The organism is Coprococcus sp. AF16-5 (assembly GCF_003479365.1).
GTDB classification, from domain to species: Bacteria; Bacillota; Clostridia; order Lachnospirales; family Lachnospiraceae; genus Coprococcus; species Coprococcus aceti.
Map to the genome: position 1 here is coordinate 558,950 of NZ_QUGZ01000002.1, position 16,333 is coordinate 575,282.

General features: G+C 44.8%; 15 protein-coding genes. 12 read left to right on the forward strand and 3 right to left on the reverse strand.

What is annotated here, in order from left to right; translation table 11 throughout:
• Nucleotide 1 precedes the first annotated feature (1 nt).
• From rplI to DWW70_RS07375, 4 genes are all read left to right on the forward strand, one after another.
• Nucleotides 2–448 carry a 50S ribosomal protein L9 gene (gene rplI / locus DWW70_RS07360; RefSeq protein WP_015534512.1) on the forward strand — a complete coding sequence of 149 codons (447 nt, stop codon included), beginning with the start codon at nt 2–4 and terminating at the stop codon, nt 446–448.
• A gap of 16 nt (nt 449–464) precedes the next feature.
• The gene (dnaB, locus tag DWW70_RS07365) at nt 465–1,796 is read left to right on the forward strand and encodes a replicative DNA helicase (protein WP_015534513.1); all 1,332 of its coding nucleotides are present in this window, start codon (nt 465–467) and stop codon (nt 1,794–1,796) included.
• Between the two features lie 30 nt (nt 1,797–1,826).
• Complete coding sequence (gene fabV, locus DWW70_RS07370) at nt 1,827–2,990, forward strand: enoyl-ACP reductase FabV (protein ID WP_118649557.1); 1,164 nt, start codon at nt 1,827–1,829, stop codon at nt 2,988–2,990.
• Nucleotides 2,991–3,118: 128 nt separating this feature from the next.
• Nucleotides 3,119–3,781, forward strand: a complete 663-nt coding sequence (locus DWW70_RS07375) for an HAD hydrolase-like protein (protein WP_118649558.1) — start codon at nt 3,119–3,121, stop codon at nt 3,779–3,781.
• A gap of 445 nt (nt 3,782–4,226) precedes the next feature.
• Here DWW70_RS07375 and DWW70_RS07380 read toward each other — a convergent pair whose 3' ends face one another.
• The 3 genes from DWW70_RS07380 to DWW70_RS07390 form a co-directional block, all read right to left on the reverse strand.
• Nucleotides 4,227–4,811, reverse strand: coding sequence for a rhomboid family intramembrane serine protease (locus DWW70_RS07380; RefSeq protein WP_015534516.1), 585 nt, complete (start codon nt 4,809–4,811; stop codon nt 4,227–4,229).
• A gap of 69 nt (nt 4,812–4,880) precedes the next feature.
• Nucleotides 4,881–5,483, reverse strand: coding sequence for a transglutaminase-like domain-containing protein (locus tag DWW70_RS07385; protein WP_015534517.1), 603 nt, complete (start codon nt 5,481–5,483; stop codon nt 4,881–4,883).
• A gap of 4 nt (nt 5,484–5,487) precedes the next feature.
• On the reverse strand, nt 5,488–6,687 hold the full coding sequence (locus DWW70_RS07390) for a class I SAM-dependent rRNA methyltransferase (protein ID WP_015534518.1): 1,200 nt from the start codon (nt 6,685–6,687) through the stop codon (nt 5,488–5,490).
• A gap of 258 nt (nt 6,688–6,945) precedes the next feature.
• Between DWW70_RS07390 and DWW70_RS07395 the strand changes: the two genes are divergently transcribed.
• From DWW70_RS07395 to DWW70_RS07430, 8 genes are all read left to right on the forward strand, one after another.
• Nucleotides 6,946–8,736 carry a CAP domain-containing protein gene (locus tag DWW70_RS07395; protein ID WP_118649559.1) on the forward strand — a complete coding sequence of 597 codons (1,791 nt, stop codon included), beginning with the start codon at nt 6,946–6,948 and terminating at the stop codon, nt 8,734–8,736.
• A gap of 142 nt (nt 8,737–8,878) precedes the next feature.
• Nucleotides 8,879–9,724: a hypothetical protein gene (locus DWW70_RS07400; protein WP_118649560.1), complete on the forward strand. Its 846-nt coding sequence runs from the start codon at nt 8,879–8,881 to the stop codon at nt 9,722–9,724.
• A 25-nt stretch (nt 9,725–9,749) separates the two neighbouring features.
• Complete coding sequence (locus DWW70_RS07405) at nt 9,750–10,595, forward strand: DUF6734 family protein (RefSeq protein WP_118649561.1); 846 nt, start codon at nt 9,750–9,752, stop codon at nt 10,593–10,595.
• Nucleotides 10,582–11,007, forward strand: coding sequence for a GtrA family protein (locus DWW70_RS07410; protein WP_118016995.1), 426 nt, complete (start codon nt 10,582–10,584; stop codon nt 11,005–11,007). Before DWW70_RS07405 ends, DWW70_RS07410 begins: the two co-directional genes overlap by 14 nt.
• 141 nt (nt 11,008–11,148) lie before the next feature.
• The gene (gene fabF, locus DWW70_RS07415; RefSeq protein ID WP_117550046.1) at nt 11,149–12,387 is read left to right on the forward strand and encodes a beta-ketoacyl-ACP synthase II; all 1,239 of its coding nucleotides are present in this window, start codon (nt 11,149–11,151) and stop codon (nt 12,385–12,387) included.
• 5 nt (nt 12,388–12,392) lie between these two features.
• Nucleotides 12,393–14,129, forward strand: coding sequence for an acetyl-CoA carboxylase carboxyl transferase subunit (locus DWW70_RS07420; RefSeq protein WP_015534523.1), 1,737 nt, complete (start codon nt 12,393–12,395; stop codon nt 14,127–14,129).
• Nucleotides 14,130–14,283: 154 nt separating this feature from the next.
• Complete coding sequence (locus tag DWW70_RS07425; protein WP_118649562.1) at nt 14,284–15,336, forward strand: glycoside hydrolase family 5 protein; 1,053 nt, start codon at nt 14,284–14,286, stop codon at nt 15,334–15,336.
• A gap of 33 nt (nt 15,337–15,369) precedes the next feature.
• Nucleotides 15,370–16,332, forward strand: a complete 963-nt coding sequence (locus tag DWW70_RS07430; RefSeq protein WP_118649563.1) for a beta-ketoacyl-ACP synthase III — start codon at nt 15,370–15,372, stop codon at nt 16,330–16,332.
• Nucleotide 16,333: the final 1 nt, after the last annotated feature.

Sequence of the window (16,333 nt, forward strand, 5' to 3'; positions counted from 1 at the left end):
TATGAAGGTCATATTATTACAGGATGTTAAAAGCCTTGGAAAGAAAGGCGCAATGGTAGAGGTAAATGAGGGCTACGCAAGAAATTTCATCATTCCTAAGAAGCTCGGCATGGAGGCAACTCCAAAGAATATGAATGATTTCAAGCTCCGCAAGGCTCATGAGGAGAAGGTGGCAGCAGAGAATCTTGCTGATGCCAAGGCACTTGCGGCAGAGCTTGAGAAGGCTTCAGTAACTGTTAAGATTAAGGTTGGAGAGGGCGGAAGAACATTTGGCTCAGTATCCACAAAGGAGATCTCAGATGCCATCAAGAGCCAGCTCGGTAAGGATATAGACAAGAAGAAGATCGTTATGAAGGACTCCATCAAGGCGTTAGGAAGCTTTTCAGTGAAGGTCAAGCTTCACCCTGAGGTTCAGGCAGAGCTTGCTGTAAAGGTCGAGGAAGCATAAGGAGTATAGATAAAATATGGAAGATGCATTTGCAAGAAAAAAGCTTCCCTACAATCTGGATGCCGAGAAGTCTGTTATAGGTTCCATGCTCATGGACAGAGACGCCATAGTAGAGGCGTCCGATATGCTGACCAAGGAGGATTTCTACTATGGTCAGTACGGAATATTGTTCGAGAATATGGTAGAACTGTTCAAGGAGGGTAAGGCGGTCGATCTGGTAACCCTGAAGAACAAGCTTGAGGAGAACAATGTACCTGATGAGGTCATAAGCACCAAATCCATAGCGGAGATATTGGAGACGGTTCCGACATCGGTGAATGCCAAGCATTACGCAGAGATCGTGGCGGACAAATCCATACTCAGGAAGATGATAAAGCTGTGCGAGGAAGTGGAGAAGGACTGTTATCTGGATTCTGAGGGAGTTGAACAGCTTCTTGAACAGGCCGAGAGCGGTGTGTTCAATCTGATAAAGGAGAGGAACGGCTCCAGCAAATTTGTGGGGATCGACAGGATCGTCATGAACGTTATCGAGCAGATAGAGGAGGCTTCCAGAAAGAACACAAGAGTAACAGGTATCCCTACGGGATTCATAGATCTGGACAATATGCTCACCGGTCTCCATGGATCGGAGTTTATACTGGTGGCTGCTAGACCTGCCATGGGTAAGACGGCATTTGTTCTTAATATTGCCCACCATGTTGCCGTGCGCAAGGGAATTGCCACTGCGATATTCAACCTGGAGATGAGCAAGGAGCAGCTTGTAACGCGTATGATAGCCATGGATTCCCTGGTTGATTCCCAGAAGGTACAGACGGGACAGTTGGCTGAGGACGACTGGGATCAGGTGCTTGCCAGTGCGGAGAGTATAGCTGCCGCACCGCTGTACATAGAGGATAGTTCAGCACTCACCATATCCGAACTGAGATCAAAATGCAGACAGCTCAAGAGCAAGAACAATCTTGGACTCATCATCATCGACTACCTGCAGCTTATGAGCACGACGGGACGAGTTGAGTCGCGACAGCAGTTCGTATCTGATATGTCAAGATCGTTGAAGATGCTTGCCAGGGAGCTGGATGTGCCTATCATAGCGCTGTCACAGCTTAACCGAGAGGTTGATAAGAGACCGGATCACAAGCCTGTGCTTGCGGATCTCCGAGAGTCGGGATCTATCGAGCAGGATGCCGATGTGGTTATGTTCATATACAGAGATGATTATTACAATCCTGATACCGACAAGAAGGGTATCTCGGAGATAATCATAGCTAAACAGAGAAAAGGTGCCACCGGATCTGTGGATCTGGTATGGCTGCAGGAATACACGAAGTTTGCCAACAAAGAGCACTAAATATATTATGTTTTATAAGGAGAATTGAAAATGGTAGTTGAACCAAGAGTTAAAGATTTTATTTGTACAACAGCTCACCCGGTGGGATGCGCACAGAATGTAAAGAATCAGATCGAGTATGTCAAGTCAAAGGGAGCAGTTAAGAGCGATAACGCACCTAAGAAGGTTCTGGTGATCGGAGCGTCAACAGGATACGGACTTGCATCACGTATCGCAGTTGCATTTGGCTATGGCGCAGATACCCTCGGCGTTATGTTTGAGAAGGAGTCAAATGGACGCCGTACAGCAACCGCTGGCTTCTACAACAACAGAGCATTTGAGGAGGAGGCTCACAAGGCCGGACTCTATGCAAAGTCCATCAATGGCGACGCGTTCTCAGTCGAGATTAAGGAGCAGGTTATCGAGACCATCAAGGCAGACATGGGCAAGATTGATATGATCGTATACAGTCTGGCAGCGCCTAGAAGAACAACTCCGGATGGAACAAAGTACACATCTGTACTCAAGACAGTAGGTGAGGAGTACACCAACAAGACACTTGTACTCAAGGACAACACCATCACAGATGCACATATAACAGCGGCAAATGATGACGAGATCAATGCCACCATCAAGGTAATGGGCGGTGAGGACTGGATCGACTGGATGCAGGCACTCTCAGATGCCAGAGTTCTGGCAGATAACGTGATCACAGTTGCATACTCATACATAGGACCAAAGATCACATTCCCTATCTACGCTGAGGGATCGATCGGACAGGCAAAGAAGGATCTGTACAAGTCAGCAGACATTATAAATGAAAAGTTCCCTAACATAAAGGCGAAGATAGCCATCAACAAGGCTCTTGTCACACAGTCAAGTGCAGCTATCCCTATCGTACCTCTGTATATCACACTTCTCTACAAAGTTATGAAAGAGAAGGGACTCCACGAGGGATGCATAGAGCAGATGCAGAGACTGTTCATGGATAAGATCCTGGATGACACCCAGGTGGACGACAACGGATTCATCCGTATGGACGACTGGGAGATGAGAGATGATGTTCAGGAAGTTGTTGCTGAGCACTGGGATACAGTCAACAATGACAATGTCAAGGATATAGCAGACATCGATGGATATTGGGAGGATTTCTACAACATGTTCGGTTTCAAGATCGACGGTGTGGATTACTCAGCAGATGTTGATATCATGTAATATTCATGGGTAGTTTCAATATATAAATACTACAAATGCCCCACAGATTCATAGAATTTGCGGGGCATTTCGGTAAGCGCTTTTTTGGTGTGCCTGACCCATTATTTTCGCAAGGAGGAAGACGGTATATGTACAAATATTTATTATTTGATCTTGATGGAACCATCACCAAGTCTGAGGAAGGAATATTCAACTGTATAAAATACGCTCTGGACTGGGCTGGGATTCCATATCCTGAATACAGAGTATTCAGAAGCTTTATAGGGCCGTCCCTGTATGATTCTTTTGTGAGAGAATTCGACATGGATGATGCAAGAGCAAAGGAGATGGTGGCCAAGTACAGAGAGAGATACAACGTGGTAGGTCTCTTCGAGGCTGAGGTGTACGACGGAGTGGCAGACACCCTGCGTGCCCTTAAGGAGAAGGGCTGCATACTCTCAGTTGCAACCAGCAAGCCGACAGAGCCGACACTCCGTATCCTTGAGAAGTTCGGTGTGGGAAAATATTTTGACGTTGTAGTTGGAAGTAATCCCGACGGAACAGGATCAGACAAGAAGCACATCATATCCCAGGTCCTTGAAAGCCTCAAGAAAGATCACGGACTGACAGAAGATATGATAAAATCAAACCAGGTTGTGATGATAGGCGACAGACGCTACGACATAGAAGGTGGCAAAGCCTGCGGCCTCCAGACCATAGGAGTCCTCTACGGCTACGGCAGCAGAGAAGAATTCGAAGCAGTCGGTGCCGACAACATAGTAGAAAGCCCAGAGGAAATCCTGAATCTGTAGATAGAAAGGTAGCTTATAGTTTATAGATGTCTGTGTTGATATATATTTTTTATTAAATATCTATGATTATTTTTGTGGGATGACACTCTGGGGAACTGAATAAAAGAAAAACAGGTAAGAGTCGATATCTATAATATAGTGTGGTGTATAAAATATATTTTTCAGCGAAATATGTCAGGAGAATGATCTGAAAAGTATATATCCAACAAGATCAGAATGACATACTCTCCAGGGATATAAAAATTGGGTCTCTATATATGTAATCGGTAGCGAAGACGCCTGAACTTTGCTGCTTATTGCTAAGGCGGAGCTCGCAACGCCCTTATAGCGAGCGGGAGCCGCGTGCAGATATAAGCAAAGCAAAGTGAGGTAAGTCGAGCGTGATTACATATATAGAGACCCAATTTCTGTCCCTGGAGAGTATGTCATCCGTCCGTTCGTCATATCATCTCCTGACATTTGAGATATACCCGAAGAACGCTCCGATAATCCCCCCGATAATGTGGGTGAGATTCGACACATTGTCCTTCACAAACACTCCGTCAGCCACCTGTCCGCCGATATAAAGCACTGCAACAAGTATGAAGGTGAGCGGTATGGAGCCGTCCTTTATACATGCAAAAGAAGACAGAAGAATGTATGCGAATACCACTCCGCTGGCGCCGAGCAATGCTGTACCAGGGAAGAATATAAAATGCACGATTCCTGTCACCAGTGCGGTGGTGATGGTTACGATGAGCAGATCCTTTGAGCCGTATTTTTCCTCAAGTAGTGGGCCGATCACAAGCAGCAGCGTCATGTTGTTGATAAGGTGACTCCAGCTTGCGTGACCAAACACATGGGCAAACATGCGGATGTAGGTTAAAGGATCGGTGAGAGGGGCTCTGTATACTTCAAATAGAAGAAAGTTACTTTTGCCGCCTGTGAGGATATTCAGGAGGTAAGCTCCCAGACAAATGAGTGCAAATGTAAGTACCACAGGTGAGTTAAAGGATATTCTTAATATGGTTTTGGATTTTGTCTTTGACATGGATCGGTTCCCCTCTTATTCATATAGTATAGAAAAATATTACCAGCGGTCATCCGCTGGTAATATTTTTTAAGCGTCATAATCTGGCATATCGTTAAAGTACATCTTGTAGAAGTTGGTACTCTGTTCGAGAACCCTCATGGTTGATGGAAGCGGTACGGCGATGAGGTCGTTGAACTCATACTCTCCGGCTGCTGAATCAATCACATGTCCCATCTGAGTCTCATTATGTGTGTAATCGGCGTTGAAACCGCCGTATTTATTGCCACGGGCATCAAGACGTATCCACTTCTTGAGATCCGGATGATATACCGCATTAAGTGCATGCATAGCCATAAGTCCGCCCTTGTGCTTGATACGGATATAGCAGAATCCTGTATATAAGTTGTTGGCACGAAGCAGTGCTGCCAGCAAATTGGCCTTTGAATAGCTGATGCCCGTGCTGGCTTCCAGTACATCGGAAGCGCTGATAGTTATTACTGAAAAGTTGCTGTCATATGTGTGAGAAATCCTATCCCGGACAAAATAGTAACATGCCTGTATGATCTCATCACTGCTCTTGCAATCTGCAGCAAGTTCCTTTGCCTTTGCAGCAACGATAGGATTGTCATAATTTACATACTTGTCGTATTGCAAATATGCTGAATCCTTATTTCTCTGAATTAGTTGCATTGTGTCATCTCTCCTTTATTACTTGGAATATGTAGAACTTCAGATAATAAGATTCATCTGCAGCCCATAATATTGGGTGATCAGGAGCCTGTGTGCGGAACTCTACCTGGCGAAGTCTTACATGTGAATTCATGGCGGCCTGTTTTATGGTCTTGGTAAATAACTCGAAATCCATAAAATGTGAACATGAACAAGTCGCAAGGAATCCACCATCCCTTACGAGTTTCATAGCACGCAGATTAATCTCGCGATAGCCTTTGACTGCGTTCTTTATTGAATTTCTTGATTTTGTGAATGCCGGCGGGTCAAGTATGACAACGTCAAACTGTTCGCCTTTTGATTCCAGTTCAGGAAGAAGATCAAATACATCTCTGCACTCAAAAGAGACAGTGCTCTCCAATCCGTTGAGCGCTGCATTCTCTCTGGCCTGGGCAATAGCAAGTTCTGAAGCGTCTACTCCCAAAACGCTGGAAGCACCGGCTATGCCTGCGTTGAGAGCAAAGGAGCCTGTGTGTGTAAAGCAATCAAGAACCTTTGCATCTTTACATATTCTCTGAATAGCAAGACGATTATACTTCTGATCCAGAAAGAATCCGGTCTTCTGACCGTCTTTCACATCAACAATATATCGAACGCCATTTTCATTTATATGAACCTTTGTGTTAAATTCGTCACCAATAAACCCTTTATAGGTATCCATCCCCTCGTGTTTTCTGACTTTTGCATCGCTTCGTTCATAAACACCCTCGATTATTATACCATCATTTTTAAGTATATTTTTTAAAATATTTATTAACAAATTTTTAACTTTGTCGATGCCGAGTGCCAGTGATTCGACAACAAGCACGTTTTCAAACTTGTCAATGACGATTCCCGGCAGAAAATCAGCCTCGCCAAATACGACACGGCAGCTACTGGTGTCGACGGTTTTCTTGCGGTAATCCCATGCATCCTGAAGTCTCTTTGTGAAGAATGCCTCGTCGATCTCGGTGTCCACATGTCTTGTGAGCATGCGGATGAGGATCTTGGAGTTGGTATTTATGAATCCTTTGCCGAGTGGATAACCGTCGAAGTCCTTTACTATGACGATGTCGCCGTTCTCAAAGCTGCCGACTATGGTGTCGACCTCATTGTCAAATATCCATGCTCCGCCGGACTTCAGAAGTCGTCCCTCTCCCTTTTTTAATGTAACAATAGCTCCCATAATATATGTATCCTTTCTCTGTACTGCCGTTGGCAGACATTTTTCGTTGTCTGTTTTTGAATTTTGCGGATTTATTTTACCATATGTAGACAAATAATCCAAGATGGGGCAGCTTAACACATTTGTAACAAAAAACTTGTAAAAAAGTTATACTTGTAAAAAATATGTAACACGTGTATACTACGAGCGTAGCAGAATGCACACAAACGTCAGATTTCCTGCGGAAACTGATGCTTAATAAAAAGGAGGACAGTAAAGATGTCTATAATGAAGACTAATATTGCAAAGAGAGAAAAGAGCCTGATGGCGGCAAAAGCTATAGGCAGTCTTATGGCGATTGCTGTATTGGCTATTGTGATTTTTTCTACAAATGTGGTGACACAGGCAGATGAGATGGGAGCTGACGGCACGGCAGTTCTGGCCATAGCATCAGATGCAGTTCAGAGTGGAGTGATACAGGATGAGGATGGTTACTTCAGATATTATGTTAATGGTGAAGTGCAGAAAACTGCAGGCTGGATAGATGCCGATGATGGCACCAGATATCTTATAGATGAAAATGGCGTGGCAGCTATGAAGTTTACACGTTCTGGCGATACCATCAAGATATACAGATTCAGCGCTGATTCAAAGGACTGGACGATCTGCAAGAACGAGTGGCAGACAGTGGATAACGTTCTCTATTATCTGAACAATTCCGGACTGTGTGAAAAGATATACGATAATAGCAGCAAGAAGGCAAAGTCACTGAGCAGCGGCAAGCTTGTCCAGGTGAAGAACCAGATGCTTATTCTCAACGATAGCAGAACATATTATTTCAATTCAAATGGTGACAAGGTCACAAAGGGCGGTTGGTATCATATAAATTATGACAATATGGTATTTGTAACAGGCGGTGGATCCCACTATGTAAAGGAGAGGATCTACAAGGCATCAGGCATTTTCAGAAAGTATTCATTTAACGATTCAAAGAAGAGCTGGGATATGAACAAGAACCTGTGGAAGAATACAGGCAGAAAGCTGATGTATTTTGATGGATCAGGCACATGTACCATTCTGTATGATCAGGCATCGAATATATTGTACAGATACATATCAAGCAGCAAGTCATACAAGAGAGTCTCAAATGTGATCGACAAGCTCAACGGAAGCAGATACTACTTCTATGATGCAAATGGAAACAGACGTACATCATCAGGATGGAAGAAGGTAAATGGAAGTACCGCTTACTACGTATGTGACGGCGGATATGTTACCTCAAGATATACAGATCAGAAGGGTACAAAGAAGGTATACGACTTTGATTACTCGAAGAACACATGGGTGCAGAAGAAAAATATGTGGAAGACTGTCTACCGCAGCAGATATTATTTCGGCTCTAAAGGCGTAGCCACAATGAGCTATAACAACAGCACCAAGAAGGCATACAAGTTTACAGGCAGAAAGTGGAAGCCTGCAAAGAAGCTCATAATGAAGATCGGAAATGCCAATTACTATTTCAACAGCGCTGCAAAGCGAGTTGTAAAGGCTGGAAAGTATAAGACAGCCGATGGCTACATAGCATATGTCAACAGAAGAGGCGTGGTATATAAGAGAGAGTACGATCTCTCGGTCAAGAGATATTACACTATCGATCTTGGTAAGGGCAGAAAGACAAGAGTATATGGATATTATGATATAGGCGCGGCAAACAGACTGAGTAAGATGGTCAACCAGCATCGTGCAGAAAATGGACTTTCAAGCCTTAAGGTGTCAACATCTCTGACAGAGACCGCTACCACAAGAGCAAAGGAGATAAGCAACAAGTACAGCCATTACAGACCAAATGGAACACTGTGTCTCAACTCCATGTACGAGTTGTACGGAGAGAATCTTGCATGTGGTTTCAGTGGTGGAGATCTCGTGTTCAGAGCATGGTCCAAGTCGACCGCACATGACAGCAATATGCTGAATACTACATACAAGACCATGGGCGTTGCAGTATTTGTGGCTCTCAAAAATGATAAACAGGGATATAAGAGATATTATGTCCTTACATTTGGCAAGTAATTTTAATTAGGAAATTAGTGGAAAATAAGACTGTTAAATCCCTCAAATTAAATTGAATTATATGGAGAAATAGAGTACCATACATAGTATAAGGCAAATAGTCGGATATAGATTTTGGCTAGTTTGGGAATGGAGATTGTGTGTGGGTTTCATATATTCGTCTTTAAATAGAGGTGCCGGCGAGAGTGTGGCACTATTTGACAATAGAATAGCCAGGATGCTTCCTTTTGTCACGGGAAAGGCATATTTTGACCTCAGAAATTATGATGCCCAGACTGGAGAATTCGGAGTATATATTGAATGGGATGGTGAGCTTGATGCAGTGCTTGGATATTCACTGCCGGCGGGAGGATATTTCGTCAAAGCAACCACACCGCAGGCGTACAGATTCCACAGGCTCGACAAGGGACTCCCGGTATATATGAAGTTGATAGCGCAGAATGGCAGACTGTATCCTTACAGGACATATGTCATGATGGACGGCAGACCTTTCAGTGTGGAATTCGGCGGTGGAGTTCTGATCCCTTTTGAGGACAGATACGAAGAGCTTGGATGCGAAGCTGCGAAACAGACTGTGGATACTGGAAGCCAGAAGCTTTTGATGGGAAGTCAGAGTGGAATGACAGGAAGTCAGAGGTTCCGGTGGAATGGCAGTCAGATGAGACTGCTGTTTGGAAGTCAGGGAGGCTTCAGATACCTGGCGGGAAGTCAGTACAGAGTGTTTGGCAGCCAGCGTATGTTGTTGGGTAGCCAGAGAATATTGTCAGGCAGCCAATATAGAATATTTGGAAGTCAGCGGATAAAAAATATGCCGATGGTGCTTGAAAGTGACACACAGCAGCCACAGGACAGTATGGATTCAATCAGAACAAGCCAGGAGCTGATGGTTGAGTTCCCTCAGGAGTGGCAGCTTATCAACAGAAGCAGAAGACCGACCAGCCGGATTGGTGGCAATGCTAAGTTTGGATATGGACTGGATCTGATCTAGTACATGACCGGATCTTGGAGGATATATGAAGGATATAGAGGGATTCCACATATTGTGGACTGCTCCTTATTTGGAGAAAAGTAAAGATGACACTTACAGCATGCAGGATTATGAGCTTTTGACCATGATCCTGTCTGCTCTTATGTGGAGAAAAATGAATGGCCCTATCACACTTTACGGTGATGCAAGGGCCATTGATTATGTTGAGGGACAGGGATTGTCGCATATATGGAATGGCGGCATAAAAGAGATACAGGTTCCTGACAGCATATCCCCGGGAGTGTTCTGGGCTGCGGGCAAGCTGTATGCGCTTAAGGCGGCGCATATGCCGGCGGTCATGGTGGATCTGGACCTTATAGTGTGGAAGAATATAGGGGAATACATAGCGGGGACGGATATTTGTGCAATACACAGAGAAGGAATATATCCGGATGTATATCCCGGCAGGGACTTCTTCAATATGGACAGTTCGTACAGCTTTGATCCCCTGTGGAGCTGGGATGTTCCGCCGGTAAATACCTGTATGCTATATATGGCTAAGGAGCAATTTAAGAACTATTATGTGGACAGCTCCATACAGTTTATGGAGAATTGTAGAGAGACTGAGGAAAATCTGTGCCACATGGTATTTGCGGAGCAGAGACTGCTTGCGATGTGTGCTGCGAGAAAGGGAAAGATCATTGCTTCATTTTTTCCTGAGGCGGCGGATATAGAGAGACAGGATGTGTTCACACATTTGTGGGGATATAAGAATATTCTGAAGTTTAACTATGGGAAAAGGGTTGAGTTTAACGGGCGTCTCTGCGAGCGGATAGAGCGGGAGTTTCCGGAAGAGGCGGATGTTATAAGGGAGTTACATGTTTGTAGATAAAGTGCTGAAGAAGATACCCAGGGAGATATACATATATATACTGTGGGGAATTGTCGTGGGAGCGGTAAATCTTGGCTCCGCCTGGATATTTATGTACAAATGCGGGATAGAACCTGTCAGGGCCAACTTCCTGGCATGGATACTGTACAATTTTGTGTCATTCATAACAAATAGAAAATCGGTGTTCCACACTGTCGCAGAGACTGCGTGGGAGTTCATAAAAGAACTGGTGTCATTCTACGTGAGCAGGGTGTTCACACTGGTGGTGGAGGAGGGCCTGATCTATATACTGGTTGACAGGCTTCACCTGTGGGCGATGGGCATAAAGACGTTCACATCAGTGCTGGTGATATTCCTCAATTATTATATAAGCAAGAAGTTTATATTCAGAAAGGTAAAGGAAAAACTGTAAGAGATATGTATAAATGCGAATGTTTATCGAAATTTTATAGAAAAACATGGACACAATTACTTCCAAACATTTGACAGTTGGAGTATAATTGAATGGTTAAATATGTATAAAAAGCAGAATAAGTAATGCAAGGAGATAAGTATGAAGAAGAGAGTAGTAATAACAGGCATAGGAGCCATAACTCCAGTCGGCAATACAGTTGACGAGTATTGGGATTCACTTAAGGAAGGAAAGCATGGCTTCGGACCTATTACACAGTTTGACGCTTCAGCATACAAGTGCAAGCTTGTCGGCGAGGTTAAGAACTTTGTAGCAAAGGACTACATTGATCCAAAGTCTGCAAGACGTATGGCTAGATTCACACAGTTTGCTGTGAAGGCAACCCAGGAGGCTATGGCAGATTCAGGACTTGATATGACAAAAGAAGATGCTTACAGAGTTGGTACATGTATTGGTTCAGGTGTTGGTTCACTTCAGGAGCTTGAGAACGCATATGGAACCATACTTACAAAGGGACCACTTCGTGTAAGTCCATTCGTAGTTCCTATGATGATCAGCAACATCGCAGCAGGTAACGTTGCGATCCAGTTTGGTCTCAAGGGCAAGAGTATAGATGTTGTAACAGCATGTGCTTCAGGAACAAACAGTATCGGTGAGGCATTCAGAACTATCCAGTACGGAGACGCTGATGTCATGGTAGCCGGCGGATGTGAGGCAGCAGTTTCACCTATTGGTATATCAACATTTGATTCACTTACAGCACTTACATCATCAACAGATCCAGACAGATGTTCTATTCCATTTGATAAGGACAGAAGCGGATTCGTTCTCGGCGAGGGTGCAGGTATTGTTATTCTTGAGGAGCTTGAGCACGCAAAGGCAAGAGGAGCAAAGATCTACGCAGAGCTTTCAGGTTACGGATGTTCAAGTGATGCACACCACATCACAGCACCTGAGGAGTCAGGTGAGGGACCAGCAGTTGCCATGACCAATGCGGTTAAGGATGCAGGACTTCCACTTGATGCGGTTCAGTACATCAATGCTCATGGTACAAGCACACATCTGAACGATCTTGTTGAGACACGTGCTATCAAGAAGGCATTTGGCGATCACGCAAAGGACATCAAGATCAATTCAACAAAGTCTATGACAGGACATCTTCTCGGTGCAGCAGGAGCCATCGAGTGTATTGCCTGTGTCAAGAGTATAGAGGAAGGTTATATCCACAGAACAAGAGGTCTTGTGGAGAGCGAGGAGGAGCTTGATCTGGATTATTGTAAGGAGCCATGCGAGATGGACGTTGATGTTGCGATCAGCAACTCACTTGGATTTGGCGGACACAATGCATGTATCGTCTTACAGAAGTATAAGGAGCAGTAAATATCATGTTATTTATCAAAAAAAAGGCAAAGGATGCCGAGATAATTGCAGCAAAGGCTGCAGAGGAGGCAAAGGCTGCTGAGGGAATTCAGGAAGCACCAAAGGTGGAGCTTGTAAAGTGCCCTAAGTGCGGAAGAGAAGTTGAGAAGGAAAGAGTGAAGAACGCAAAGTACATTTGTTATGAGTGCGGTTCTTACTTCAGAGTTAAGACCAAGAACAGAATAAGAATGGTCACAGATCCAAAGTCATTTGAGCCATGGTTTGAGGATATGCCAAGCTCAAATCCTCTTGGAACAGAGGGCTATGAGGATAAGGTTGCGGCTGCACAGGCCAAGACAAACCTCAAGGAGGCTGTTACTATAGGAAAGGCAACCATCAATGGTGAGCCTGCTGTAGTTGGTGTATGTGATGCAAGATTCCTCATGAGCAGCATGGGATATGTTGTGGGTGAGAAGATTGCCAGAGCTGTCGAGAAGGCTACAGAGGAGAAGCTTCCGGTATTCATGTTCTGCTGTTCAGGCGGTGCACGTATGCAGGAGGGAATCATTTCTCTGATGCAGATGGCCAAGACATCCGCTGCATTCAAGAAACATTCTGATGCAGGACTTCTGTATGTATCTATTCTTACAGATCCTACAACAGGTGGTGTTACAGCCAGCTTTGCAATGCTTGGAGATATTATCCTTGGAGAGCCAGGTGCGCTCGTAGGATTTGCAGGACCACGAGTTATCAAGCAGACTATTGGTCAGGAGCTTCCAGAGGGCTTCCAGAGATCAGAGTTCCTTGTTGAGCATGGTATCATAGATGGCATAATCACAAGAGACAAGATGAAGGACACAATGTATGATCTCATCGTCACACATAAGCAGAGACAGGGCTATGCTAACTTTGACAGTGCTGTTGAAGATGAGAAATTTGACATAAGCGAGATCCTCAAGGAGAGACTCAAGGATGACGAGCCTAAGACTCCGTGGGAGAAGCTCAGAGGTGCTCGTCAGATGAGCAGACCTTCAGGTTTCGACTATGTGAAGTATATATGCGATGATTTCCGTGAGATCCACGGAGACAGAACCATGAATGATGACAGAGCCATTGTGGGTGGTATCGGTCATATAGATGGACAGCCTGTAACAGTTATATCACAGGTCAAGGGAGCTTCCATGGCAGAGTGCATGGAGAGAAACTTTGGTATGCCTCTTCCTGATGGCTACAGAAAGGCTCTTCGTCTGATGAAGCAGGCTGAGAAGTTCGGCAGACCTATCATTACATTTGTAAATACACCGGGTGCGTTCTGTGGACTTGAGGCTGAGGAGCGAGGAATGGGTGAAGCCATAGCGAGAAATCTCTATGAGATGTCATCACTCAAGGTTCCTGTACTCTGTATCCTTATCGGAGAAGGCGGAAGCGGTGGAGCACTTGCCCTTGCAGTAGGCAATGAGGTATGGATGCTTGAGAATGCGACATACTCAATCCTTTCGCCTGAGGGATATGCGTCTATCCTCTGGAAGGACAGCAACAGAGCTGAGGAGGCTGCAGAAGTTATGCAGATTACAGCGCAGGATCTCAAGAGACTGAACGTTATCGAGCAGGTCGTACCTGAGTACGGCGGAGCAGATGAGCAGTCAGTTCCATATATAGGCAAGTACCTTAAGATGAACATTAAGGAATTCCTCAAGAAGTATTCAGACAAGACTCCTGAGGAGATTGCACAGGACAGATACGACAGATTCAGAAATCTGTAGATCACAGATATACTATAGATGAAAGGCATTTCTCAAGTGAGAAATTTATCTCACGGGGGATGCCTTTTATTCATGCATATGTTGAAGTGATGGTGTTTTTTTGGTAAACTTTATGTATATGGCTGAAGATACAGCTTGAATTGGAGGAGCGTTTATGAAGAAACAGATAAAGGTTACTTTGATAGTTATCGTGGCCGCCATCATTGCGGCAGCAATCATATGGTACGTGATGTACCTGCGGGGCAAGGAGCAGGATCTGCTGACACCTGTGGGAACACGTGCAGAATTTATCGGTGATACAGACAAATATCCTACCATGCTTACAGCGAAGGGGACTCGGATCCTGAATGCAGACGGAGAACAGGTTGTTCTCAAGGGTGTGATGGTTCCAGAGTCGCGCAGTCTGTATGAGGAGAAGAAGTTTAATGAGGATTTCTACAAGGATGTATTTGCCAAGGGTGGTAATGCCATAAGGGTGCCAATAAGCCCTGTGGAGTACAAGAATGACGATTACTATATGTGGAGATATCTTGACCGCATAGTTACCTGGGCCGGAGAGAACGATAACTATGTTATTCTCGATTGGGATTATACAGGTAACCCGATAGATGGTTCCGGGGATGAGATGCCGGATCTCGACGAGAATCCGCTGGATTATTCTGCTGAATTCTGGAAGAACATTGCGGATTATTTCAAGAACACTCCAAATGTTATATTTGAGATATACAATGAGCCGGTTGGCATGAGTGATTCAGAGTGGAAGAGATGCGCGGAGAGCCTTATAGGAGTTATAAGGGATGCCGGCGCAAAGCAGCTTATAATCGTTGGAAGTCCGGATTACTGTTATGATCTCGGATGGCTTGACGAGCTCGGCGTGAAGAATGACAATACTGCGTTCTCTGTTCATGTTTATCCGGACAAGGTGTTCTGGCAGAAGTTCCTGTCGGGCTATGTGACAAGTTATCCTCTTATAGTGACAGAGTGGGGATATGCAGACGATGATGTCGAGGTCAAGAATGAGAAGCTGAAGGGCACCAGAAATGTATTTGGAATAAAATTTACCAGATATCTGGAAAAGCATGATATAGGATGGATTGCAGTTGGATATGACGATACGGTGGAGCCATCCATGTTTACTAAGGGATATAAGGAACTCACAAAATGGGGCGAGTATGTGACTGAGCTGCTTGGAGACAAGGAAGAATAAAGAGAATAACGGATAAAAGGGAGAAAATATATAATGGCAATCAGAATATTAGGAACAGGAAGCTACCTTGCGGAGAAAGAGGTATCAAATGATGAGCTTGCAAAGTATGTTGATACATCTGATGAGTGGATATCTTCAAGAACAGGTATAAAGAACAGAAGAATAGCTGTTAAGGAGACGACGACGAGCATGGCTGTTGAGGCTGCTGAGAGGGCACTTGAGATGGCAGGGAAGTCCGCAGAGAATGTGGAGCTTATAGTGCTTGCCACAGTCACCCCGGATTATTACACACCAAGCGGGGCGTGTCAGGTTCAGGCGGCTATAGGTGCGGATAAGGCGATTGCGTTTGATGTGAATGCGGCATGCTCGGGCTTTGTATTTGCCCTCAATGTTGCAAAGATGTATATAGAGACAGGGTTTGTGAAGAATGCTCTTGTAATAGGTTCGGAGACGCTGTCAAAGATACTTGACTGGAATGACAGAGGTACATGCGTATTGTTTGGAGATGGCGCAGGTGCCGCTTATATAGAGGAGTCTGACAAGGGAATCATAAGCATTGTCCAGGGTTCAATCGGCAAGAAGGGTATGGTGCTCAACTGCGAGAGCAGAAAGACCAACAATATATTTGTAAAAGATGAGATCAATCATGACTATCTGTATATGGATGGACAGGAGGTGTACAAATTTGCGGTGAGACAGTGTCCTAAGTGCCTCCAGGAGGCTCTTGACAAGGCTGGAATGACCGTTGACGATGTGGATTACTTCGTACTCCACCAGGCAAATGTAAGAATTATTGAATCTGTTGCCAAGAGACTTAAGGCACCGCTTGAGAAGTTCCCTACGACTCTCGACTACACAGGAAATATGTCTGCGGCGAGTGTACCTGTACTTCTCGACCAGCTCGTGAGGGAGCACGGCCTGAAGCGCGGCGACAAGATCGCCATGTCGGCATTCGGCGCAGGACTCACATACGGCGCTGTGGTTATGGAGTGGTAGA